This window comes from Hydrogenophaga sp. UC242_53 (assembly GCF_042696965.1).
Lineage (GTDB): Bacteria > Pseudomonadota > Gammaproteobacteria > Burkholderiales > Burkholderiaceae_C > Hydrogenophaga.
Map to the genome: position 1 here is coordinate 4,898,770 of NZ_CP170552.1, position 21,008 is coordinate 4,919,777.

The window sequence follows — 21,008 nt, forward strand, 5'->3', positions numbered from 1 at the left end:
GGGCCTGGGAGGCTACCTACAATCCAGGGCATGAACGCCCCTGCCTACACCCGCGCCCAGGCGCTGCCCGAGATCCTGAAGCACCGCATCGCCATCCTCGATGGCGCCATGGGCACCATGATCCAGCGCTTCAAGCTGGGTGAGGTCGAGTACCGGGGCGAGCGTTTCAAGGACTTCCACAAGGACGTCAAGGGCAACAACGAGCTGCTCAGCCTCACGCGCCCGGACGTGATCCGCGACATCCACGAGGGTTACCTCGCCGCCGGCGCCGACCTGATCGAGACCAACACCTTCGGCGCCACCACCATCGCGCAGGACGACTACGAGATGGGCCACCTCGCGCGCGAGATGAACCTGGCCTCGGCCCGCCTCGCCCGCGAGGCCTGCGACAAGTTCAGCACGCCCGACAAGCCGCGCTTCGTGGCCGGCGCCCTGGGCCCCACGCCCAAGACCGCGAGCATCAGCCCCGACGTGAACGACGCCGGCGCGCGCAACGTCACCTTCGAGCAGCTGCGCGCGGCCTACCTGGAGCAGATCGAGGCCCTGGTCGAGGGCGGGGCCGACGTGCTGCTGGTCGAGACCATCTTCGACACGCTCAACGCCAAGGCCGCGCTGTTCGCGGTGGACGAGTTCTTCGAGCAGTCGGGCCAGCGCCTGCCGCTGATCATCAGCGGCACCGTGACCGACGCCTCCGGCCGCATCCTCAGCGGCCAGACCGTGACCGCCTTCTGGGCCAGCGTGCGCCACCTACAGCCGCTGGCCGTGGGCCTGAACTGCGCGCTGGGCGCGGCGCTGATGCGCCCCTACATCCAGGAACTGGCCAAGGCCGCGGGCGACACCTTCATCAGCTGCTACCCCAACGCCGGCCTGCCCAACCCCATGAGCGACACCGGCTTCGACGAGACGCCGGCCGACACCAGCCGCCTGCTGCGCGAGTTCGCGGCCGAAGGTCTGGTCAACATCGTGGGCGGCTGCTGCGGCACCACGCCGCAGCACATCGAGGCGATCCGCCTGAGCGTGGAGCCCATGGCGCCGCGCAGCGTGCGGCGCGACTTCTTCTACAAGGAAGCGGCCTGAAGTCCCACGGCGGCGCGGGGTTTGAAGGACCTCGTGCATAATCGCCGTTCCCTTCAAGGGGAGTAGTCAGTCCACCACCCGGCGTCCAGCCGGGCCTCGGTGGGCGGGGTTTCCGTCATTACGTGGCCTGCGGGCCACCGGGAATCCAGAGCCGCGCCACGCGCGGTGGTGACAAGACCTTGGGGTGTTTGTTCAACACCAACCTGAGGTTTTTCAATGGAAAGCATTGCCCCGCTGTGGCTGTGGGTCGTCTTCGTCGTGTTCGTCGTGGCGGCTCTGTTCGTGGATTTCGTCGTGCTCAAGAAGCAGGGCTCGCACGCCGTGGGCGTGAAGGAGGCGCTGAACTGGTCGTTCGCCTGGGTGGCGCTCAGCCTGCTGTTCAACGGCCTGTTCTGGTGGGCCGTGAAGGACGCCACCGGTTCGAGCGCGATCGCGACCGAGAAGTCGCTCGAATTCCTCACCGGCTACCTGATCGAGAAGAGCCTGGCGGTCGACAACATCTTCGTCTTCCTGCTGATCTTCAGCTACTTCGCCGTGCCGGCGGCGTTCCAGAAGCGCGTGCTCATGATCGGCATCCTGGGCGCGATCGTGTTGCGCACCGTGATGATCCTGGTGGGCGGCTGGCTGCTGGCGCAGTTCCACTGGATCCTCTACGTGTTCGGCGCCTTCCTGGTGCTCACCGGCGTGAAGATGTGGTGGGCCGCCGGCCAGGAGCCCAGCCTGGACGAGAACCCCGCGCTGAAACTGCTGCGCCGCGTGCTGCCCGTGAGCAAGGGTTTTGACGGCGAGAAGTTCTTCACCGTGGAGAACGGCAAGCGCATCGCCACGCCGCTGCTCATGGTGATCTGCCTGGTCGGCTTCACCGACGTGATCTTCGCGGTCGACTCCATCCCGGCCATCTTCGCGGTCACGCGCGACCCGTTCATCGTGCTGACCAGCAACGTGTTCGCGATCCTGGGCCTGCGCGCCATGTTCTTCCTGCTGCAGGCCGCGGCGAGCCGCTTTCACCTGCTCAACTACGGGCTGGCGCTGATCCTGGTCTTCATCGGCACCAAGATGCTGCTGATCGACATCTACAAGATCCCGGTCGCGGTGGCGCTGGGCGTGGTGCTGTCCATCCTGGCCGTCACCATGCTCTGGAGCGCGCGCACGGCGAAGGCCTGACGCTTCAGTCCAGGTCGGGCACCAGCCGGTCGATCTCCTGCTGCATGGAGAACACCAGCTGGCTGTAGAGCTGCAGCTTGCTGTCGGCCTCGCGCAGGCGCCGGCTCAGGCGCAGCGCCACGGCGCTGAGCAGTTTGGCGGCGGTGGCGGGCTCTTCGGCGATCAGCGCCTCCAGCGCATCGCGCGTGAGCACCGCGCAGCGCACTTCGGTGCTGGCGGTGCAGGTGGCCGAGCGCGCCGCGCCGTCCATCAGCGACATCTCACCCATCAGGTGGCCGGGGCCGAGCACGTTGACGGTCTGGGCGTCGACGCGGCTCACGTTGAGCGCCTCGACCGTGACCTCGCCTTCCACCACCAGCGCCATGAAGCCGTCGTCACCGCTGCCCCCGCTGTCGCCCTGGCGGATGATGGCCTCACCCTCGGCGCAGCGCCGCACCTCCATGTAGGCCACCACCGTGAGCGCCTCGCGCTCGCTGAGCTGGATCAGCGCGTTCGCCGAGCGCAGCAGCTCCGCCGCGCGCCGGGCCGTGCCCGAAGCGCTCGCGCGGGCGCGGCGCTCGTTGGGGCGCGCGCCGAACAGGGTGTTGAACAAGGCCATGGCGGGTGACGGGTGGGCGGGGTGGGCAAACCAAGCGATTGTCGTGCCTTCTGGCGCTATGCACCGCTTTGGCACATCGATTGCTTGGGTAAGGCCCATGCACCTGGACGCCAACCACCTCGTCAGCCGGCCCGAAGCGCCCGCCACCACCGGCGCCTGGCGCGACCCGCTCGCGCTGCTGCTGGCCTCCACCGGGGAGGGGGTGTTCGGCGTGGACCTCGACGGCCTGTGCGTGTTCATCAACCACGCCGGGGCCCGCATGATCGGCTTCGAGCCGGCCGAGCTGCTGGGCTCCAACATGCACGACCTCACCCACCACTCGCACGCCGATGGTGCGCACTACCCGGTGGAGGACTGCCCGATCTTCAACGCCTTCCGCCAGGGCCTGCCCTGCCGCATCGACAGCGAGGTGTTCTGGCGCCGCGACGGCAGCAGCTTCCCGGTGGAGTACTCCAGCCACCCCATCGTGGACGGCGGCGAGGTGCGCGGCGCGGTCGTCACCTTCGTCGACATCACCGAGCGCAAGCGCGCCGCCGACGCCCTGCGGCGCGCCAAAGACCAGCTGGAAGAGCGTGTAGGTGAGCGCACGCTCGCGCTGGCCACCGCATTGAAGCAGGTGCGTGAACTGGCCGCCCGCTCGGAAACCGTGCGCGAGGACGAGCGCACCCGCATTGCGCGCGAGGTGCACGACGAGCTGGGCAGCCTGCTGGTGGCGCTCAAGATGGACGTGAACTGGATGGACAAGCGCCTGTCCGAGCAGGAGCAGCGCAGCGCCGACGCCGCGCACGACATGCGCGAGCGCATGCGCTGCAAGTGCCAGAACATGAGCCGGCTGATCGAGACCGCGGTGGACAACGTCGGCCGCATCATCACCGACCTGCGCCCCAGCATCCTGGACCACCAGGGCCTGTGGGCCGCGCTGGAGTGGCAGGCGCAGGAATTCGTGCAGTCGGCCGAGCTGGCGCTGGACTGGCACCTGGCCGTGGCCGAGGCCCCCGAGCCGCCCGAACCCCTGGCGATGGCGGTGTTCCGCATCTTCCAGGAGATGCTCAGCAACGTCGGGCGCCACGCGCACGCCGACCGCCTGGGTGTCCACATCGTCGTGCGGGGGACTGCCCTGCAACTGACCGTGCAGGACAATGGCGTGGGTGCGCCGCCGCAGGCCTTCGAGGCCGCGAATGCCTATGGCGTGATGGGCATGCGCGAGCGGGCGCGCCATTTCGGTGGCGATATTCAAATAGAGAGCGCACCAGGCCAGGGCACCCGCATGTGCCTGACGGTGACGCTGCTCCCGGAGACACAGGCACAGACATGAACACCTCTTTCGACCTGCTGGCCGAGACCATCCGCGTGCTGATCGGCGACGACCACCGCATCGTGCGCGAAGGGCTCAAGCAGATCCTGGCCGACGCGCCCGATGTGCAGGTGGTGGCCGAGGCCCAGACCGGGCCGGACGTGCTGGCGCAGGTGCGCGAGCTCGGCGGCAGCCTGGGGCTGGACCTGGTGCTGCTCGACATCGCCATGCCCGGGCTCGACGGGCTGGACGTGCTGCAGGCCATCAAGCGCGAGCACCCGCGCCTGCCGGTGCTCATGCTCAGCACCTACCCCGAGAAGCAGTACGCGGTGCGCTGCATCCGCCTGGGTGCCTGCGGCTACCTGAACAAGAGCGCCGACCCCGACGACATGCTCGCCGCCGTGCGCAAGGCCGCCGGCGGCGCGGTGTTCGTGAGCCAGGCCACGGCCGAGGCGCTGGCCGCCGCCGTGGGCAGCGCGGGCGCGCAGGGCGGGCCCGAGGCGCTCTCGCACCGCGAGTACCAGGTTTACCGCCTGCTCACCCAGGGCCGCACCGTGAGCGAAATTGGTGCACAGCTCGGCCTGGCACCCAACACCGTGAGCACTTACCGTGCGCGCGTGCTCGAAAAGACCGGCGCGAAGAACGACGTGGAACTCGCGCTCTACGCCGAACGCCACGCGCGCGCGCCCAAAAGCGCCTGAGATCGCCTGAAAGGCCGCGTTTTGTAGGGCTAGCCCTACACCGCGTCGGTCGGCGCGGCACGACTTGCGCCACGCAGCGCGCGGCACCCGGCTTCTGGCCCGGTGCTTGCAAAGAGCCCCTCGTCTTCAACACACGAGGTGCGCCATGTCCGACTTCTTCGATCCCTACAACGCCGATCGTCCGCTCATGATGAAGTGCAGCTGCGGGCGCGAGCACACCGTGGCCGACCACCACGCCGAGGTGGCCGCCGACAGCGCCGCCATCGAACTGCGCCGGCGCAGCGAGACCGCCGAGTTCGAGGCCTACAGCAACGAGTTCATCGAGGCCACCCTGGTCAAGGCGCTGTTCCCGCAGGACGAGATGCGCCGCCGCTTCCTGCGCGCGGTGGGCAAGGGCACGGCCATGGCCGCCATCGCCAGCGTGCTGCCGGTGACCAGCCTGCAAGCCCTGGCGCAGGAGGCCGGCACCAAGAAAGGCACGCTGGAGAAGACCAACCTCAAGGTCGGCTTCATCCCCATCACCTGCGCCACGCCGCTGATCATGGCCCACCCGCTGGGCTTCTACAGCAAGCAGGGCCTCAACGTCGAAGTCACCAAGACGGCGGGCTGGGCCCTGGTGCGCGACAAGATGATCAACAAGGAGTACGACGCCTCGCACTTCCTCTCGCCCATGCCGCTGGCCATCTCGCTCGGCCTGGGCAGCAACGCCACGCCGATGAACGTGGCGCACCATCCAGAACATCAACGGCCAGGCCATCACGCTGAGCCTGAAGCACAAGGACAACCGCGACCCGAAGAACTGGAAGGGCTTCAAGTTCGGCATTCCGTTCGACTACTCGATCCACAACTTCCTGCTGCGCTACTACCTGGCCGAAGCCGGCCTGAACCCCGACACCGACGTGCAGCTGCGCGTGATCCCGCCGGCCGAGATGGTGGCCAACCTGCGCGCGGGCAACATCGACGGCTTCCTCGGCCCCGACCCCTTCAACCAGCGCGCGGTGTTCGACGAGGTCGGTTTCATCCACGTGCTCACCAAGGACCTCTGGAACGGCCACCCCTGCTGCGCCTTCGGCACCAGCACCGAGTTCATCCAGAAGAACCCCAACACCTTCGCCGCGCTCTACCGCGCGGTGCTCACCTCGGCCGCCATGGCGCGCGACCCGAAGAACCGCGAGCTCATCGCCAAGGTGATCGCGCCCAGCCAGTACCTCAACCAGCCCGAGGCCGTGCTCACGCAAGTGCTCACCGGCCGCTTCGCCGACGGCCTGGGCAAGATCCAGACCGTGCCCGACCGCGCCGACTTCGACCCCATGCCCTGGCAGAGCATGGCGGTGTGGATGCTCACGCAGATGCAGCGCTGGGGCTACATCAAGGGCGAGGTGAACTACCAGCAGATCGCCGAGAAGGTTTTCCTCATCACCGACGCGCGCAAGCACATGAAGGAACTCGGCCAGCCCTTCGCGGCCGGCCCGGGTTATGCCAAGCACACCATCATGGGCAAGGTGTTCGACCCGGCCAAACCCGCCGAGTACCTGAAGAGCTTCGCGATCCAGAAGGCGGCCTGAGCATGAAAGTCGCGAGCCTCAACCTGCGCGCCGCGCTGGTCTCCCTGCTGCTGTTCGCCGTCTTCATCGGCGCCTGGCAGCTCTCCACCAGCGGGCCCAGCATCGGCGGTTCTTCGGCCGGCATGACGGCCGAGGAGATCGAGTACGCCAAGATGATGGGCAAGGATCCCGGCGCGGCCAAGAGCACCGGCTTCCCGCCGCCGATCGAGGTGGCGAAGGCGAGCTGGGCGCAGCTGGCCGACCCGTTCTACGACAAGGGCCCGAACGACAAGGGCATCGGCATCCAGCTCGCGCACTCGCTGGCGCGCGTGGGCCTGGGCTTCGTGCTGCGCAATGGCCGTGGCGATCCCGCTGGGCTTTCTCATCGGCATGTCGCCGCTGATGCGCAAGGCCTTCGACCCCTTCGTGCAGGTGCTCAAACCCATCAGCCCGCTGGCCTGGATGCCGCTGGCGCTCTACACGCTCAAGGACTCGGACGTCAGCGGCATCTTCGTCATCTTCATCTGCTCGGTCTGGCCCATGCTGATCAACACCGCTTTCGGCGTGGCCTCGGTCAAGCGCGAGTGGCTCAACGCTGGCCAGCACGCTGGAGGTCAACCCGATCCGCAAGGCCTTCCAGGTGATCCTGCCGGCGGCCGCGCCCACCATCCTCACCGGCATGCGCATCAGCATGGGCATCGCCTGGCTGGTCATCGTGGCCGCCGAGATGCTGGTCGGCGGCACCGGCGTGGGCTACTTCGTGTGGAACGAGTGGAACAACCTCTCGCTCACCAACGTGATCTTCGCCGTGCTGCTCATCGGCGTGGTCGGCATGCTGCTCGACCTGATGTTCGCCCAGCTCCAGAAGGCGGTGACCTATGTGGAGTGAGTCCAGCGTGCGCGAAGGCGCGGTGGCCGCCCAGCCCGCCGCACCGGCCCCAACGAAAGCCCCCAAGATGACCGGTTTCCTCCAGGTTGAAAACCTCGCCAAGGCCTACCAGGCCGACAAGCCGGTGTTCGCCGACGTGTCCTTCGCCATCGACAAGGGCGAGTTCGTCTGCATCATCGGCCACAGCGGCTGCGGCAAGACCACCATCCTCAACGTGCTCGCGGGCCTGGACACCGCGAGCTCGGGCCACTGCTTCATGGACGGCCGCGAGATCGCCGGCCCCAGCCTGGAGCGCGGCGTGGTGTTCCAGAGCCACGCGCTCATGCCCTGGCTCACGGTGCGGCAGAACATCGCCTTCGCGGTGAAGTCGCGCTGGCCCGACATGCCGCGCGCCGACCTCAACGCCCACGTCGAAAAGTTCGTCGCGCTCGTGGGCCTGAGCCCGGCCATCGACAAGAAGCCCAGCCAGCTCTCGGGCGGCATGAAGCAGCGCGTGGGCATCGCGCGCGCCTTCGCCATCCAGCCCAAGATGCTGCTGCTCGACGAACCCTTCGGCGCGCTGGACGCGCTCACGCGCGGCACCATCCAGGACGAGCTCATGGGCATCGTGCGCGAGACGCGGCAGACCGTCTTCATGATCACGCACGACGTGGACGAGGCCATCCTGCTGGCCGACCGCATCCTGCTCATGAGCAACGGCAGCGAAGGCGCCAACGGCTACGTGCCCGGCGGCATGGCCGAGGTGGTGGTCAACCCGCTGCCGCGCAGCCGCACGCGCGCGCAGCTGCACCACCTGGATGGTTATTACGACCTGCGCAACCACATCGTCGATTTCTTGGTCTCGCGTGCGCGAGCCCATTGAACCCCCCGCGTCGCCTTCGGCGCCTCCCCCCTCAGAGAGGGGGGGACACCTGGGGCCGGCGGAGCCGGACCCGCGGTGTCCCTGGATCGACCCCTTTCACTCAACCGTTTCATCAACAAGAGGCAACACATGAACCGACTCGACGTCACCGAAAAGATCATTTCCACCAAGGTGTCCAAAGGCATCAGCTGGGCCGACGTGGCCAAGAAGGTGGGCCAGTCCAAGGAATGGACCACGGCGCTGTGCCTGGGCCAGATGACCGCCTCGCCCGCCCAGGCCAAGGTGGTGGGCAAGATCTTCGGCCTCTCGGTGGAAGAGCAGAAGTGGCTGCAGGTCGTGCCCTACAAGGGCTCGCTGCTCACGCCCGTGCCGACCGATCCGCTGATCTACCGCTGGTACGAGATCGTCAGCGTCTACGGCACCACCATCAAGGAGCTGATCCACGAGGAGTTCGGCGACGGCATCATGAGCGCGATCGACTTCAGCATGGACATCGAGCGCCAGGCCGATCCGAAAGGCGACCGCGTGAACGTGGTGCTCTCGGGCAAGTTCCTCCCGTACAAGCAGTACTGATGGAACCGCGCCCGCCGCTGCCACCGTTCACGCGCGAGTCGGCCGTCGAGAAGGTGCGTCTGGCCGAGGACGCGTGGAATTCGCGCGACCCCGACCGCGTCGTCAAGGTCTACACCGAGGACACGCGCTGGCGCAACCGCGCCGAGTTCCCGGTGGGCCGCGACGCGGTGCACGCCTTCCTGGTGCGCAAGTGGGCGAAGGAGCTGGACTACCGGCTCATCAAGGAGCTGTGGGCCTTCGAGGCGAACCGCATCGCGGTGCGCTTCGTCTACGAATGGCGCGACGACTCGGGCCACTGGTTCCGCTCGCACGGCAACGAGAACTGGCAGTTCAACGACCTGGGCTACATGGAACAGCGCCACGCCAGCATCAACGACCGGCCGATCCACGAGAGCGAGCGGCTGTTCCACTGGCCGCTCGGCCGGCGGCCCGACGACCACCCGGGGCTGAGCGCGCTCGGGCTGTGAGCGCGGCCCTCAGGCCGCGGGTGTTCCGGGGGCCTGCAGCTCCAGCCAGTCCTGGAAGGCCTTCATGGCCGCGCTCTTGCGCCGCGTCTTCAGGCGCGTGAGCCAGTAGCCGCCCACGTCCACCTCGGCCTCGAACAGGCGCACCAGCCGCCCGCTCTGCAGGTCGCGGGTGAACAGCGACACCGGCAGCAGGGCCACGCCCGCGCCCTGGGCGGCGGCATCGGCCAGCACCAGCGAAGAGTCGAACATCGGCCCGGTGAGCAGCGGCGCGCGCCCGCCCACTGCCTCGAACCACTGCGCCCACTCGTCCGAGCGGTAGGAGCGCAGCAGCGTCTCGCGCCCCAGGTCGGCCACCGCGCGGATGCGGTGCGCCAGGGCCGGCGCACCCACCGGCGCCAGCGGCGCGGCCAGCAGGTGCCGCGTCTGCAGGCCGGGCCACTGGCCGTCGCCGAAGCGGATCGCGCAGTCCAGGCCCTCGGCCGCGAGGTCGATGCGGTTGTTGTGCGTGAACAGCCGCAGCTCCACGAAGGGGTGGCGCGCCTGGAAGTCGCGCAGGCGCGGCAGCAGCCAGCCCACCGCGAAGGTGCCCACCGCGCCCACCGACAGCACCTCGCGCTTGTGCGCGCCCTTGAAGCTCTCCAGCGTGGCCGAGACGCGCGCGAACGCGTCCACCAGCGTGGGCAACAGGGCCATGCCCTCGTCGGTCAGCGCCAGGCCGCGTGGCACGCGCCGGAACAGCGGCTTGCCCAGGCGCTGCTCCAGGTTCTTCACATGCTGGCTCACGGCGGTCTGCGTGAGGTTCAACTCCTGCGCGGCGCGCGTGAAGCTCAGGTGGCGCGCCGACACCTCGAAGGCGCGCAGGGCGTTGAGTGGCAGGTCCATGGCTTTAATCCCCAAGTTTTTCCGTGGTGTGGCCTCGATTATTCCCGTTTGAACGGGATGGCCGTCCTGCCTACGATGCAGGCCTGATTCACGAGGAACCACCATGACCGACCGACGCACCTTCTGCCTGGCCTCCGGCGCCACCCTGCTGGGCCTGATCCACGGAAATACTTGGGCCGACACCGGCGCGCTGCAGGACGCCCTGCGCGAGATCGAGGCCACCGCCCGGGGCCGCCTGGGCGTGCACCTCATCGACACCGCCACCGGGCGCGAACACGGCTGGCGCGCGGACGAGCGTTTTCTGATGCTCAGTTCGTTCAAGTTGCTGGCCAGCGCGCTGGTGCTGGACCGGGCGGACCGGGGCGAAGAGTCGCTGGAGCGGCGCATCCGTTACCGCCGGCAGGACCTCGTGTCGTGGTCGCCCGTGACCGAGCGCCACGTGGGTGGCGAGGGCCTGAGCCTGGCGCAGCTGTGCGAAGCCACCATCACCACCAGCGACAACACCGCCGCCAACCTCATCCTGGCCAGCTACGGCGGCCCGGCCGCGCTCACCGCCTACGCGCGCCGGCTCGGCGACCGCGTGACCCGGCTGGACCGCACCGAGCCCGAGCTGAACCGCCGAGCCGCGAGTGGAGAGCCCCTGGACACCACCACGCCGCGCGCCATGGCGCACACGCTGCGCGCGCTGCTGGTGGGCGACGCGCTGGCGCCGGCCTCGCGCGCTCGGCTGCTGCAATGGCTGCTGGCCAACACCACCGGCGGCAAGCGCCTGCGGGCCGGGCTGCCGGCGGGCTGGCAAGTGGGCGAAAAAACCGGCACCGCCGGCGATGACGCCAACGACATCGGCATCGCCTTCCCGCCACAGCGCGCGCCGGTGATCGTGACCGCCTACCTCGCCGAGAGCGCCACCGACGGCGCGACGCGGGAGGCGGCGCTGGCGGGTGTGGGGCGGCTGTTGGCTCGGCTGTGACGACGCAGGTTCAGTGGGGCTGTGACTTTGGAAACAGCACCACGCCGGGGGAGACCTTCAAAGTGGGCATCGCAGGTGAGCAACTCAGCCCGTTGTTGCACGGCGGTGGCATACACGATGGCGTCGGCTGTGGCCAGCTTGTGCTGCCGATGCAGATCGGCGGCCAGCAGAGCGGTGGCGGTGTCCAACGGCATCACCTGGCATTTCATGGTGTAGGCCACCACCTGATCGGCCTGCGACTCGCCGAGTTCGCGCCACAACCATTTGGACAACTCCAGTTGCACGATGGTGGGCACGATACACAAATCTTTGACCGGGATTTCCTTCTCCAGCTTCTTGCCGATCGGCGAGGCAACCAACCACTCGATCCAGGCGGAGGTGTCGATCACCCGCAAGGGCGCGGCCATCAGTAGCGGTCCTTGCGGTCGCGGTAGCCATCTTTGCGAGCGCCCTTGGCGATGCCCGCGAGTTCCTGAAGCTCAGGCACGGGCATGACCAGCACACCCTTGTTCTTGGGGATGAACACGAACTCCTGACCGGCTTCCCAATGCAACTCGTCTCGAACGGCCTTGGGAATGGAAATCTGGAACTTGCTGGAAAGCGTGGCGGTGGCAGACATGTCTGGCTCCTGGTGCATCGATCTTAATTTGGTAAGAATACACCAGATGCCCTTCTGCCGTGGACCCGGCTAGCCCGGCAGCGGAATCCACTCCTGGTTGTCCTCCGGCGGCAGCGGGATGCGGCCGGCGGCCCAGTCGGCCTTGGCCTGCTCGATGCGTTCCTTGCGCGAGGACACGAAGTTCCAGAAGATGTGGCGCTCGCCCAGCGGTTCGCCGCCGAAGATCATCAGCGTGCTCTTGGTGTGCGCGGTGATCACGGCGTCGCTGTCGTCGCCGAACACCAGCAGCTGGCCGGGCACGTAGGTCTGACCGCCGTACTCGACTTCACCGCGCGCCACGTAGGCCGCCTGTTCGCGGTGGCCGCCCGGCAGGGCCAGGCGCGCGCCGGGCTGCCACTCGGTGTGCAGGTAGAACAGCGGCGAGTGCGTGCGCACCGGGCTTTTCATGCCGTAGGCCTCGCCCGCGATCAGGCGCATCCACACACCCCCCTCGTCGCGCACCGGCAGGTCGGCGGCGGGGTAGTGGGTGAAGGCCGGTTCGGTTTCTTCATCGGCCTCGGGCAGCGCCACCCACAGCTGCATGAGCTCGAGCCCGCCGCCGGCGAAGGAGTCCGGGTGCTTGAAGCGCTCGGAATGCGAGATGCCGCGCCCGGCCGTCATCCAGTTCACGTCGCCCGGGTTGATGAGCTGGTGCACGCCCAGGCTGTCCTGGTGCGAGACCTGGCCGCTGAGCAGGTAGCTCACGGTGGACAGGCCGATGTGCGGGTGCGGCCGCACATCGGCGGCGCGCGTGTCCTCGGCCGCCAGCGTCACCGGCCCGGCGTGGTCCACGAAGATCCACGGGCCGACCATGCGGCGCTTCGCGTAGGGCAGCACGCGCCGGACCTTCAGGCCGTGGCCCAGGTCGGCCTCGCGGGCGGTGATCACCATTTCAAGCATCTCTTTTCCTTTCGTGGGTTCAGGCCGTGGCGCCGGCGATGCGGCCCATCTTGCCGCTCTGGAAGTCGGCAAAGGCCTGGTGGATCTCGGCCTCGCTGTTCATCACGAACGGACCATACCCCACGATGGGCTCGTCGATCGGTTCGCCCGCCAGCCAGAGCACGGTGGCGTCTTCCAGCACCTCGAAGCTCACGTCCTGCCCGTCGCGCGAATGCACGGCCATCTGCGCGGCGCTCACTTCCTTGCCGTCGGCCAGGCGCAGCCGGCCGCGCAGCACGAAGGGCGCGGTGGTGTGGCCTTCGGCCGCCGGCAGCGTCACGGTGTGGCCGGCCTTCAGCCGCAGGTCCCAGACCTGCATGGGCGTGAAGGTGCGGGCCGGGCCTTGCGTGCCCAGCAGTTCGCCCGCGATCACGCGCGCCGTGCCGGCCCCATCGGGCAGGTCGATCTGCGGAATCTGATCGCGTGTGATGCCCTGGTAACCCGGCGCGGCCATCTTGTCGCGCGCGGGCAGGTTCACCCAGAGCTGCACCATCTCGAACGGGCCGCCCTGTTTCGCGAAGTGCTCGCCGTGGTACTCCTCGTGCACGATGCCCGAGGCGGCCGTCATCCACTGCACCTCGCCGGGGCCGATGGTGCCGCCGCCGCCGCTGGAATCGCTGTGCGAGACCTCACCGTCGTAGACGATGGTCACGGTCTCGAAGCCGCGGTGCGGGTGCTGGCCCACGCCCCGGCGCTTCGTGGTGGGCTCGAATTTCGTCGGGCCGCCGTAGTCCAGCAGCAGGAAGGGCGAGAAGCGCTCCGCCGCGCCGTTGTACGAAAAGATGCTGCGCACCGGAAAGCCGTCGCCGACCCAGTGGCCGCCGGCGCTGCGTTGGATGAAAGAAACGGTTTTCATGGGGGTGTTCTCCTGTATGAAAGAGCACTGTACCGGGCTGGCGTTCCCTTGATAAGCCGGTAAGATCACAAATCATTTTTCAATGAGATGAACAATCAACACCCCGACCTGAACGACACCCTGGTGTTCGTGCGCGTGGCCCAGGCCGGCGGTTTCAGCGCCGCCGCGCGGCTCATGGGCATGCCCACGTCCACGCTGAGCGTGCGCGTGTCGCGGCTGGAGCAGCGCCTGGGCGTCACGCTGCTGCAGCGCACCACGCGCCGGCTGCGCCTGACCGAGGCCGGCCAGGCCTACCTGCGCCAGGCCGCGCGCGGGCTGGACGAGATCCTGCAGGCCGAAGCCCAGCTCGACGCCGGCAAACACGAGGCCCAGGGCCTGCTGCGCATCACGCTGCCGATCGACATGGGCGACGAGCAGCTGCTGGGCATCCTGAGCGGCTACCGCGCGCGCCACCCCGGCGTGGCGGTGGAGCTGGTGTTTTCCGACGCCCGGCTCGACCTGGTGGAGCAGGGGCTGGACCTGGCGCTGCGCGCGGGCGAGCTGGCCGATTCCAGCCTGGTGGCGCGCCAGATCGGCCAGGCGCGCTGGGCGCCCTTCGCCCACCCCGACTACCTGGCGCGCGCGCCCGCCTTGCGCCAACCCAAAGACCTCGCGCAGCACGCCGCCCTGTGTTTCAGCCCGCTCGGGCGCGACAGCTGGACGCTTTCGCGCGGCAAGGCCCGGGTGCAGGTGCCGCTGCGCAGCGCCTTCGCCGCCAACGACATGCGGCTGATCCGCCGCCTCGCGCTCGACGCCCAGGGCGTGGCCCTGTTGCCGGACTACGTGTGCCGGCGCGAGGTCGACCACGGCCAGCTGGTGCCGCTGCTGCCGGGCTGGCACGCGCGCACCGACCCTATCCACCTCGTCTACCCGGGCCAGCGCTTCGTGCCGGCCAAGCTGCGCCACTTCATCGACGAAGCCGGGCCGGCCCTGGCCGCGCTGTTCGACCGCTGAGCCCGGCGCTAAGCTTCTCGTCCCATGCGCATCGAACACCTCCGCCAACGCCTGCGCGCGCTCGGCGCCAACCCCCGCCACGAGCAGCGCGTGCTGCGCCTGTGGTCGCAGGCCCTGCCGCAGGACGCGGGCCGGCGCCAGGTCGAGCATTTCCTGCCCGCGACGCTGGTGGCGGCCTTGCCGGCGCTGGCCGAGGAGCTCGCGGGCCTGGCGGTGCTGCGCTCCGAACACCCGGGCGAGGACGGTTCGGCGCGCCTGCTGGTGGCGCTGGCCGATGGCCAGACCGTGGAGAGCGTGCTGCTGCCGCGCGACGGCCTGTGCGTGTCCACCCAGGTGGGTTGCGCGGTGGGCTGCGTGTTCTGCATGACGGGCCAGGGCGGCCTGGTGCGCCAGGTCGGCAGCGCCGAGATCGTGGCGCAGGTGGCGCTGGCGCGCACGCGCCGCGTGGTGAAGAAGGTGGTGTTCATGGGCATGGGCGAGCCCGCTCACAACCTGGACAACGTGCTCGAAGCCATCGACCTGCTGGGCACCGTGGGCAACATCGGCCACAAGAACCTGGTGTTCTCCACCGTGGGCGACCCGCGCGTGTTCGAGGCCTTGCCGCAGGGCCGGGTGAAGCCCGCGCTGGCGCTCTCGCTGCACACCACCAAGGCCGGTCTGCGCGAGCAGCTGCTGCCGCGCGCGCCCCGCCTCACGCCCGAGGCACTGGTGGACGCGGGCGAGCGCTACGCGCGCGCCACCGGCTACCCCATTCAATACCAGTGGACGCTGCTCGAAGGCATCAACGACGGCGACGACGAGATCGAGGGCATCGTGCGGCTGTTGCACGGCAAGTACGCCATCCTGAACATGATCCCGTACAACACGGTGGACGACCTGCCGTACCGGCGCCCGAGCTGGGCCCAGGCGGCCGAGATCGCGCGCCGCCTGCACCGGCGCGGCATCCTCACCAAGCTGCGGCAGTCGGCCGGGCAGGATGTGGAAGGCGGCTGCGGCCAGCTGCGCGCGCGGGCGGAAAAACCCGCGCGCCGCACGATCCCGCTGCGCGCGCAAGGCACCCCCAGCGCCTGAGGGCGGTCAGGGCTGTCCGGGGCCCTGACCCGGCGGCGGCGTGAACACCACCTGCACGCCAAAACCGCGCCGCGCGGTGGCGAAGCGGCGCACGTGGTGGCGCCAGGCCAGGCCGTGCCGGTCCTCTTCGCAGTGCTCCAGGTAGGGCGGGCGGGTGTCGTCGTCGAACAGCATGGCATGGGGCAGGCGCGCCAGACATTCCAGCGCTTCCAGGCGGCCGTCGGTGAGGGCGATCACCCCGCCGCCATCGAACTGGTGGAAGAGCGGGGCGCCGTGGCACGCGCTGGCGCGCACGAAGGCGTGGACCTCCTCGTGGCGGGCGGTGGGGACGAGCAGCGGGCTCAGCCGCACCAGATCGCTCGTGCCGAAGTCGCGCTGGCCGCGGCCGCCCGGCCGGGGCCGGCCGAAGAACACCTGGCGCAGCCGCTCGCGGGCAGGGTCATGCGCGGCCACGGCGATGAAGTGGTGCGTGAAGCGCGCGTCGTCGGTGCCTGCTGCCAGCGTGTCGTTGCGGTTCAGCAGTTGCCAGACCAGCAGCGCCAGCAGCACCTCGATCTGGTGTTCTCCCTGGGTCAAAGCCAGGCGGTGCACGGGCCGCTCCAGCCGCAGCGAGTGCGGGTCCATCGCTTCGTGCGCCATGAGGGTGTCCTGGATCGCCCGGCGCTGCCGGTCATGAAAGCCCTGCCCGCCGCGCAGGCAGATCGCTTCCTGGCCAAACCACCAGCGCAGCAGGGCCGTGGTGGTGGGGGTGAGGCGGGGTGCCACAGCCTGGGTCATCTTTGTCCTCCTTGAGACAATGTGAACAAATCAATCAAGATGTGAGTTCAAAACTCAAATGGATATTAATCTCGCGCGCGGCCGAAAACTAGCGTTCGGTGCATGAATCAGAAGCTCGAATTCGCTCAACGGCTGCGCGAAGCCATGCTGGCGGTGGGTCTGCAGCCCCGGCCCGGCGTGCTGCACAACCTGTTCAATGCCCGCTATTGGGGGACCTCGGTGTCCTTTCAGGCGGTGTCGTGCTGGCTCAAGGGCCAGGCCATTCCCGCGCAGGACAAGCTGCAGCTGCTGGCCGAGATCCTGAAGGTGGAGCCCGAGGTGTTGCGCTACGGCCCGGATGTGCGCCGCCGCGTGCAGGAGAAGCGCAAGCGCTGGGACGAGGCCCTGAGCTTCGAGGAGCGCGAGATGTTCGACGCCTACCTCAACCTGCCGGTGGGGCAGCGCAAGGTGGTGCGCGAGGTGATCCTCGCCTTCGCGCTGGCGCACGAGAAGACCCAGGGCTGAGCGCGCGCACCGCTCAGCTCAGCTCAGTGCAGCGTGAGCGGGTGCGAGGTGGTCTTGACCCGCACCACCGCCGCGCGCGGTGCGTATGGCGCGGGGGCCGTGCCGCAGAGCTCGGCCGCGATGGCCCGGGCCTGGCGCGCGATCGGTTCGATGAAGCGGCTCGGCTGCCCGTTCACCGCGATGCAGTCGCCCAGGGCGTGGATGCGGTCGTCGCTGGTGCGCAGCGTGGCGGCGTCCACCGCGATGCCCTGGTCCCACGCGAGCCCGGCGCTGCGCGCCAGCCGGGTCGGCGTCTGCAGGCCGGCGGCGGCGATCACCTGGTCGGCCGCGAAGCGCTGGCCGCAGGCGGTGGTGAGCCGGTAGCGGCCGGCCACCGGCTCCAGCCGCGCCACCTGCACGCCCCCCACGAAACGGATGGCCAGGTCTTTCCAGGCATCGAGCAGCGGCGCGCCCGCCTGCTCGGCGGGCCAGCGCGCCAGCGGTGCGGCCTGCACGTCCAGCAGGGTGATGCGGTGGCCGCCGAGCGCGAGGTCGTTGGCGAGTTCGCTGCCGATCAGGCCGGCGCCGACGATCGCCACGTCCTTCGTTGAATTCCCCAGCGCGGCGCGCAGCCGCCGGTAGGCGTCGAGGTGGTTGATGCGCCAGCACAGCGCGGCGGGCAGGGCCGGCGGCAGCGCGGCCTGGGCGCCATGCGCCAGCACGAGGTGGTCGTAGCGGAGCACGCCGCGCGTGGTGCGCAGCGTGCGCGTGTCGGGGCAGATGCGCACGGCCTGGGTGTGGGCGAGCAGGCGCAGGTTCAGGCGCGCGGCCGCCGCGGGGCCGCTTTCCTTGGCGAGGGTGTCGGGCGCGAGCCCGCGCGCCAGCGAGACGGACAGCAGCGGCTTGTCGTACAGGTCGCCCGCGCACTGGCTCACCAGGGTGATCGGCCGCTTCGCGTCGAGCGCGCGCAGCGCCTCGGCCATCTGCCAGCCGGCGCGGCCCGCGCCCACGATCACCACGCCGGCCGCGCCACCGCGCGCGGCCACCGGCGCGCTGCGGGGCAGGGCGGCGCGCAAGGTTTCCAGAGAGGGCGGCGTGTAAGGCCGGAAGTCGGCCTTGGTCACGCCGCACAGCGGGCAGGCCCAGTCGTCGGGGATGTCGGCGTAGCGCGTGCCGGGCGGCAGGCCGCCGTCGGGGTCGCCGTCGGCTTCGTTGTAGAGGTAGCCGCAGGCGTCGCAGAGGTAGGTCTGGTAGGGCGCGAGCGCCTGCATGGCCGCCGTGACCGGGGACAAGGAGGGGGCGGTGTTCATGACGGCATCACCTCGGCGGACAGGCGCGCGATTTCCTTGCGCAGGTGCTTGATGGCGGGCGTGACGATGGCCAACGAAGTGCGATTCGCGCACGCGGCGCTGCACGTCCGAGCTCATGAGGTAACCGCGCGCGCCCTGGTGCAGCAGGGCCGACTGCGCGGCGCGCAGGCTCAGCTCGGCGCCGTGGGCGCGCGCGTCGAGCACGTCGATGAAGAAGTCCACGCTGTCGTTGAACGGCGTGTCGGCGAGTGCCATCACGCGCGCCGTCAGCGCGTCCAGCTCGGCCTGCAAGGCGTCGGGCCGGTCTTCGAGAAACTGGTTCACGTGGCCCAGCTGCGCCTCCACCGCCCACATGCTGTCGATCGCGCCCTGCGCCACGCCCACCGCCATGCCGCACTGGAGCAGCACGAAGGCCGCGCGGATGCGCGCGATGAAGGGTTTGGCCGGTTCGGCCATGCGCTCGTTCGCGCCGATGAACACGTCCTTCAGGCGCAGCGCGTAGGTGCCGGTGCCTTCCATGGCCGAGAAGCTCGGGCATTCGCGCAGCTCCACACCAGGCGCGTCGCAGCGCAGCAGGAACATCAGCTCGTGGCCCAGTGGCTCGCCCTGCGCATCCACCACCGCCGCGAGCGCGCCGCAGGCGTGGCCCGGGCCGAGGTTGCTGACCCAGGGCAGGGTGCCGCTGACCAGGTGGCCCCCCTCGACCGGCGTGGCCTTGAGCAGCAGGCTCTCGATCTGCGCATAACTTTTCATGGGGTTGGACATGGCGGTGCCGCCCAGGGCCTCGCCGCTGGCCAGCGCCCGCAGCGCCGCGCCGCCCAGCGCCGGGTTGCCGCTGGCCTGCATGTACAGGCCGCAGACCAGCTGGCACCAGACCATGAAGCCGGTGGCGCCGCAGACGCGCGAGACCTCGGCCATGGCGCGGATCGCCAGGCCGTAGTCGGCGCGCCCGGCCGGTGCGTCCAGGTGGGCCCCCAGCGCGCCGAGCGCGCCCAGCTGCTGCAGCACCTCGCGCGGGTAGTGGCCTTCGCGGTCGATGGCTTCCACCACCGCGGCCAGCGGGCCTTGCGCCACGGTGCGCACCGCGGCCAGCAGCGCGTCGGCCGTTGTTTCGTGGGTCAGTTCGCGGGGCAGGTCGTTCGGGTTCATGCGCGGTCCAGGAGGTTGAAGGGGCAGGCAGGCAGGCAGGCGGCGGCGCTCAGGCCAGGTCGACCGTCATCGGGATCGGGTTGCGCAGGGTGTTGGCGCACGGGCGAGTAGAAGTTGGCGTGCCGCACGATCTCGTCGAGCACCTCGCGCGGGGCGTCGCCCTCCACCAGCACCTTCACGCGGATGGCCTGGAAGCCCATCTCGGGCGGCGTCTTCTCGAGCGCGCCACCGGCGCCCCAGGCGGCGGGGTTGCCGATGTCGCCCTCGAGGAAGACCTCGAGCTTGCTGAGCTTCACGCCCTTCCAGGTCGCGACCGCCGTGATGCCCACGGCCAGGCAGCCGCCCAGGCCCGAGAGCACGATCTCGCCCGGGGCGGGGGCGGTGTCCTGACCGAACAGGTGCAGCGGCTCGTCCACCACCACCGGCGCGTGCTGGCCCACGGTGGAGAGCGAGCGGTACTGGCCCTCCATCACGGTGTGGACCTTGTTGGTGCCGCGGCTGGCCGGGTTGGCCTTGCCCTTGGCGGCGAAGGCGGCGAGGCCGGCGCCGTCGATCGGGCGCAGCCACGCCTTCACGGTGGTGCTGGCGGGGGCGGTGGGTTCAAGGGTGTCGGTGGCGGACATGGGGTCTCCAGGGTTGAAAAACGGGAAGGGTTGAGATCAGGCGGCGAGCGCCAGGCTGGGCTTCTTGCTCGACTTCGCCAACGGCAGGCCGGTCTCGATCGGCAGGCTCTCGTCGCGCGACCACTCGTTCCACGAGCCGAAGTACATGCGCACGTCGCTGAAGCCGGCCTGTTTGAGGGCCAAGAAGGTGTTGGACGCGCGCGCGCCCTTGAAGCAGTAGAGGTAGACGGTGTCGTCGGGCGCGATGCCGGCGGTGGCGCACTCGGCCTTCACCTCGTCGGGCGTCTTGAACACCGGGCCCTGGGCGGACGGCTTCATGAAGCGGTACCACTCGACCCACTTGGCGCCGGGCAGGCGGCCCTTGCGCGGCGCGAAGTCCTTGCCGTAGGGCGAGGAGCTGTCGCCGATCCACTCGTCCACGTCGCGCACGTCGAGCAGCACGGTGTCGGTGCCCAGCGCGGCCTGCACGTCGGCCTGGGTGAGCATCACGTCGCTGCCCGCCAGCTCGGGGAAGGTGGCCGGCGTGGGCGTGGCGGCCTCGGTGGAGACCGGCAGGCCCGAGGCCTTCCAGGCGCTGAAGCCGCCGTTGAGCACCTTGATCCTGGGGTAGCCCAGCCAGGTCAGCAGGTAGTAGCCGCGGCAGGACTGGCCGTAGCCGCTGTTCATCGCGTCCTCGTAGAACACGGCGGTCTCTTCGCCCGAGAGGCCGGCGGCGCCCAGCGCGGCGGCGAAGGTGGCCTTGAGGGCTTGCAGGCCTTCGGGCGTGGAGGTGGCGAGGTAGGTGAAGACCTCGCGCAGGTTCACCGCACCGGGGATGTGGCCGGCGGCGTAGGTCTCGGCGTCGCGGGTGTCGATGACCACCACGGGTTCGGACGACTGCAGGGCCTGCAACTGGGCGGGGGCGATCAGGATGGCGTCGATGCTCATGGAAACCTCACGAAAAAAGCGGCCGGCGGGATTGCCTGCGGTGCCTTTTCGCAACCCGCGTGCCAGCCTCGTGAAGTTGCCTGAAATGGCTGTCAAGTCATTGTTTTCATTGAGTTTGATGCTATTGAAAATAGAGCGCTGCCATCCGTGACCAGATCCTTGTCGCTTCAATGTGTCGACACAATGTCGACGCATTGGGAG

Annotated in this window: 21 protein-coding genes and 4 pseudogenes; 14 read left to right on the forward strand and 11 right to left on the reverse strand. The window is 69.3% G+C overall.

Features of this window, described 5'->3' with window-relative positions; translation table 11 throughout:
• Positions 1-30 precede the first annotated feature (30 nt).
• Together ACFJI0_RS24600 and ACFJI0_RS24605 are read left to right on the forward strand one after the other, a co-directional pair.
• The gene (locus ACFJI0_RS24600; protein WP_382322711.1) at positions 31-1,077 is read left to right on the forward strand and encodes a homocysteine S-methyltransferase family protein; all 1,047 of its coding nucleotides are present in this window, start codon (positions 31-33) and stop codon (positions 1,075-1,077) included.
• A 216-nt stretch (positions 1,078-1,293) separates the two neighbouring features.
• Entirely contained in the window at positions 1,294-2,241 is a 948-nt protein-coding gene (locus tag ACFJI0_RS24605) for a TerC family protein (protein ID WP_382322712.1), read from the forward strand.
• Between the two features lie 4 nt (positions 2,242-2,245).
• Here the strand turns inward: ACFJI0_RS24605 and ACFJI0_RS24610 are convergent, their stop codons facing one another.
• Entirely contained in the window at positions 2,246-2,839 is a 594-nt protein-coding gene (locus tag ACFJI0_RS24610) for a cyclic nucleotide-binding domain-containing protein (protein WP_382322713.1), read from the reverse strand.
• Between the two features lie 97 nt (positions 2,840-2,936).
• Here ACFJI0_RS24610 and ACFJI0_RS24615 point away from each other — a divergent pair, with 97 nt between their 5' ends.
• The 7 genes and pseudogenes from ACFJI0_RS24615 to ACFJI0_RS24645 all read left to right on the forward strand — a co-directional run bounded on the left by ACFJI0_RS24615 (position 2,937) and on the right by ACFJI0_RS24645 (position 9,169).
• Positions 2,937-4,154 (forward strand): PAS domain S-box protein, encoded by a 1,218-nt coding sequence (locus ACFJI0_RS24615; RefSeq protein ID WP_382322714.1) that lies wholly within the window; start codon positions 2,937-2,939, stop codon positions 4,152-4,154.
• Positions 4,151-4,834 (forward strand): response regulator, encoded by a 684-nt coding sequence (locus ACFJI0_RS24620; RefSeq protein WP_382163426.1) that lies wholly within the window; start codon positions 4,151-4,153, stop codon positions 4,832-4,834. Before ACFJI0_RS24615 ends, ACFJI0_RS24620 begins: the two co-directional genes overlap by 4 nt.
• 145 nt (positions 4,835-4,979) lie before the next feature.
• A pseudogene (locus tag ACFJI0_RS24625) lies at positions 4,980-6,399 on the forward strand (CmpA/NrtA family ABC transporter substrate-binding protein).
• A gap of 2 nt (positions 6,400-6,401) precedes the next feature.
• Positions 6,402-7,267: pseudogene (gene ntrB / locus ACFJI0_RS24630) on the forward strand (nitrate ABC transporter permease).
• The gene (locus tag ACFJI0_RS24635) at positions 7,257-8,129 is read left to right on the forward strand and encodes an ABC transporter ATP-binding protein (RefSeq protein ID WP_382163422.1); all 873 of its coding nucleotides are present in this window, start codon (positions 7,257-7,259) and stop codon (positions 8,127-8,129) included. Before ntrB ends, ACFJI0_RS24635 begins: the two are co-directional and overlap by 11 nt.
• A gap of 129 nt (positions 8,130-8,258) precedes the next feature.
• Positions 8,259-8,702, forward strand: a complete 444-nt coding sequence (gene cynS / locus ACFJI0_RS24640; RefSeq protein ID WP_382322715.1) for a cyanase — start codon at positions 8,259-8,261, stop codon at positions 8,700-8,702.
• Positions 8,702-9,169 carry a DUF1348 family protein gene (locus ACFJI0_RS24645; protein WP_382322716.1) on the forward strand — a complete coding sequence of 156 codons (468 nt, stop codon included), beginning with the start codon at positions 8,702-8,704 and terminating at the stop codon, positions 9,167-9,169. The genes cynS and ACFJI0_RS24645 overlap by 1 nt, the downstream gene beginning before the upstream one ends.
• A 9-nt stretch (positions 9,170-9,178) precedes the next feature.
• Here the strand turns inward: ACFJI0_RS24645 and ACFJI0_RS24650 are convergent, their stop codons facing one another.
• A complete protein-coding gene (locus ACFJI0_RS24650; RefSeq protein ID WP_382322717.1) occupies positions 9,179-10,051 on the reverse strand; it encodes a LysR family transcriptional regulator in 873 nt (290 codons plus the stop codon).
• 103 nt (positions 10,052-10,154) lie between these two features.
• On the opposite strand from ACFJI0_RS24650, the gene bla reads away from it, so the two are divergent.
• On the forward strand, positions 10,155-11,021 hold the full coding sequence (gene bla, locus ACFJI0_RS24655) for a class A beta-lactamase (protein WP_382322718.1): 867 nt from the start codon (positions 10,155-10,157) through the stop codon (positions 11,019-11,021).
• On the opposite strand, the gene ACFJI0_RS24660 is transcribed toward bla, so the two are convergent.
• From ACFJI0_RS24660 to ACFJI0_RS24675, 4 genes are all read right to left on the reverse strand, one after another.
• On the reverse strand, positions 10,940-11,428 hold the full coding sequence (locus tag ACFJI0_RS24660) for a type II toxin-antitoxin system VapC family toxin (protein WP_382322719.1): 489 nt from the start codon (positions 11,426-11,428) through the stop codon (positions 10,940-10,942). The genes bla and ACFJI0_RS24660 overlap by 82 nt on opposite strands.
• On the reverse strand, positions 11,428-11,640 hold the full coding sequence (locus ACFJI0_RS24665; RefSeq protein WP_382322720.1) for an AbrB/MazE/SpoVT family DNA-binding domain-containing protein: 213 nt from the start codon (positions 11,638-11,640) through the stop codon (positions 11,428-11,430). The genes ACFJI0_RS24660 and ACFJI0_RS24665 overlap by 1 nt, the downstream gene beginning before the upstream one ends.
• 69 nt (positions 11,641-11,709) lie before the next feature.
• Entirely contained in the window at positions 11,710-12,579 is an 870-nt protein-coding gene (locus ACFJI0_RS24670; RefSeq protein WP_382322721.1) for a pirin family protein, read from the reverse strand.
• Positions 12,580-12,598: 19 nt separating this feature from the next.
• A complete protein-coding gene (locus tag ACFJI0_RS24675) occupies positions 12,599-13,474 on the reverse strand; it encodes a pirin family protein (protein WP_382322722.1) in 876 nt (291 codons plus the stop codon).
• 87 nt (positions 13,475-13,561) lie between these two features.
• On the opposite strand from ACFJI0_RS24675, the gene ACFJI0_RS24680 reads away from it, so the two are divergent.
• Entirely contained in the window at positions 13,562-14,467 is a 906-nt protein-coding gene (locus tag ACFJI0_RS24680) for a LysR family transcriptional regulator (protein ID WP_382322723.1), read from the forward strand.
• 24 nt (positions 14,468-14,491) lie between these two features.
• Complete coding sequence (locus tag ACFJI0_RS24685) at positions 14,492-15,538, forward strand: RNA methyltransferase (RefSeq protein WP_382322724.1); 1,047 nt, start codon at positions 14,492-14,494, stop codon at positions 15,536-15,538.
• A 6-nt stretch (positions 15,539-15,544) separates the two neighbouring features.
• Here ACFJI0_RS24685 and ACFJI0_RS24690 read toward each other — a convergent pair whose 3' ends face one another.
• Positions 15,545-16,315: a hypothetical protein gene (locus ACFJI0_RS24690; RefSeq protein WP_382322725.1), complete on the reverse strand. Its 771-nt coding sequence runs from the start codon at positions 16,313-16,315 to the stop codon at positions 15,545-15,547.
• 102 nt (positions 16,316-16,417) lie between these two features.
• On the opposite strand from ACFJI0_RS24690, the gene ACFJI0_RS24695 reads away from it, so the two are divergent.
• Complete coding sequence (locus tag ACFJI0_RS24695; RefSeq protein WP_291115161.1) at positions 16,418-16,819, forward strand: transcriptional regulator; 402 nt, start codon at positions 16,418-16,420, stop codon at positions 16,817-16,819.
• 23 nt (positions 16,820-16,842) lie between these two features.
• Here the strand turns inward: ACFJI0_RS24695 and ACFJI0_RS24700 are convergent, their stop codons facing one another.
• The 4 genes and pseudogenes from ACFJI0_RS24700 to ACFJI0_RS24715 form a co-directional block, all read right to left on the reverse strand.
• Positions 16,843-18,108, reverse strand: a complete 1,266-nt coding sequence (locus tag ACFJI0_RS24700; RefSeq protein ID WP_382322726.1) for an FAD-dependent oxidoreductase — start codon at positions 18,106-18,108, stop codon at positions 16,843-16,845.
• A pseudogene (locus ACFJI0_RS24705) lies at positions 18,105-19,257 on the reverse strand (acyl-CoA dehydrogenase family protein). The gene ACFJI0_RS24700 and the pseudogene ACFJI0_RS24705 overlap by 4 nt, the downstream one beginning before the upstream one ends.
• 49 nt (positions 19,258-19,306) lie before the next feature.
• Positions 19,307-19,880 (reverse strand): annotated as a pseudogene (locus tag ACFJI0_RS24710) (OsmC family protein).
• 36 nt (positions 19,881-19,916) lie between these two features.
• A complete protein-coding gene (locus ACFJI0_RS24715; protein WP_382322727.1) occupies positions 19,917-20,807 on the reverse strand; it encodes a sulfurtransferase in 891 nt (296 codons plus the stop codon).
• Between ACFJI0_RS24715 and ACFJI0_RS24720 the strand changes: the two genes are divergently transcribed.
• Complete coding sequence (locus ACFJI0_RS24720) at positions 20,800-20,958, forward strand: hypothetical protein (RefSeq protein WP_382322728.1); 159 nt, start codon at positions 20,800-20,802, stop codon at positions 20,956-20,958. The genes ACFJI0_RS24715 and ACFJI0_RS24720 overlap by 8 nt on opposite strands.
• Positions 20,959-21,008: the final 50 nt, after the last annotated feature.

Bases quoted from the DNA above. Each gene is read 5' to 3' on its own strand.
- ACFJI0_RS24665 (WP_382322720.1), bottom strand. From the start codon at position 11,640: ATGTCTGCCACCGCCACGCTTTCCAGCAAGTTCCAGATTTCCATTCCC.
- ACFJI0_RS24720 (WP_382322728.1), top strand. From the start codon at position 20,800: ATGCTCATGGAAACCTCACGAAAAAAGCGGCCGGCGGGATTGCCTGCG.
- ACFJI0_RS24660 (WP_382322719.1), bottom strand. From the start codon at position 11,428: ATGGCCGCGCCCTTGCGGGTGATCGACACCTCCGCCTGGATCGAGTGG.
- ACFJI0_RS24700 (WP_382322726.1), bottom strand. From the start codon at position 18,108: ATGAACACCGCCCCCTCCTTGTCCCCGGTCACGGCGGCCATGCAGGCG.
- ACFJI0_RS24620 (WP_382163426.1), top strand. From the start codon at position 4,151: ATGAACACCTCTTTCGACCTGCTGGCCGAGACCATCCGCGTGCTGATC.
- cynS (WP_382322715.1), top strand. From the start codon at position 8,259: ATGAACCGACTCGACGTCACCGAAAAGATCATTTCCACCAAGGTGTCC.
- ACFJI0_RS24610 (WP_382322713.1), bottom strand. From the start codon at position 2,839: ATGGCCTTGTTCAACACCCTGTTCGGCGCGCGCCCCAACGAGCGCCGC.
- ACFJI0_RS24670 (WP_382322721.1), bottom strand. From the start codon at position 12,579: ATGCTTGAAATGGTGATCACCGCCCGCGAGGCCGACCTGGGCCACGGC.
- ACFJI0_RS24680 (WP_382322723.1), top strand. From the start codon at position 13,562: ATGAACAATCAACACCCCGACCTGAACGACACCCTGGTGTTCGTGCGC.
- ACFJI0_RS24690 (WP_382322725.1), bottom strand. From the start codon at position 16,315: ATGACCCAGGCTGTGGCACCCCGCCTCACCCCCACCACCACGGCCCTG.
- bla (WP_382322718.1), top strand. From the start codon at position 10,155: ATGACCGACCGACGCACCTTCTGCCTGGCCTCCGGCGCCACCCTGCTG.
- ACFJI0_RS24635 (WP_382163422.1), top strand. From the start codon at position 7,257: ATGTGGAGTGAGTCCAGCGTGCGCGAAGGCGCGGTGGCCGCCCAGCCC.
- ACFJI0_RS24645 (WP_382322716.1), top strand. From the start codon at position 8,702: ATGGAACCGCGCCCGCCGCTGCCACCGTTCACGCGCGAGTCGGCCGTC.
- ACFJI0_RS24695 (WP_291115161.1), top strand. From the start codon at position 16,418: ATGAATCAGAAGCTCGAATTCGCTCAACGGCTGCGCGAAGCCATGCTG.
- ACFJI0_RS24685 (WP_382322724.1), top strand. From the start codon at position 14,492: ATGCGCATCGAACACCTCCGCCAACGCCTGCGCGCGCTCGGCGCCAAC.
- ACFJI0_RS24605 (WP_382322712.1), top strand. From the start codon at position 1,294: ATGGAAAGCATTGCCCCGCTGTGGCTGTGGGTCGTCTTCGTCGTGTTC.
- ACFJI0_RS24650 (WP_382322717.1), bottom strand. From the start codon at position 10,051: ATGGACCTGCCACTCAACGCCCTGCGCGCCTTCGAGGTGTCGGCGCGC.
- ACFJI0_RS24715 (WP_382322727.1), bottom strand. From the start codon at position 20,807: ATGAGCATCGACGCCATCCTGATCGCCCCCGCCCAGTTGCAGGCCCTG.
- ACFJI0_RS24675 (WP_382322722.1), bottom strand. From the start codon at position 13,474: ATGAAAACCGTTTCTTTCATCCAACGCAGCGCCGGCGGCCACTGGGTC.
- ACFJI0_RS24615 (WP_382322714.1), top strand. From the start codon at position 2,937: ATGCACCTGGACGCCAACCACCTCGTCAGCCGGCCCGAAGCGCCCGCC.
- ACFJI0_RS24600 (WP_382322711.1), top strand. From the start codon at position 31: ATGAACGCCCCTGCCTACACCCGCGCCCAGGCGCTGCCCGAGATCCTG.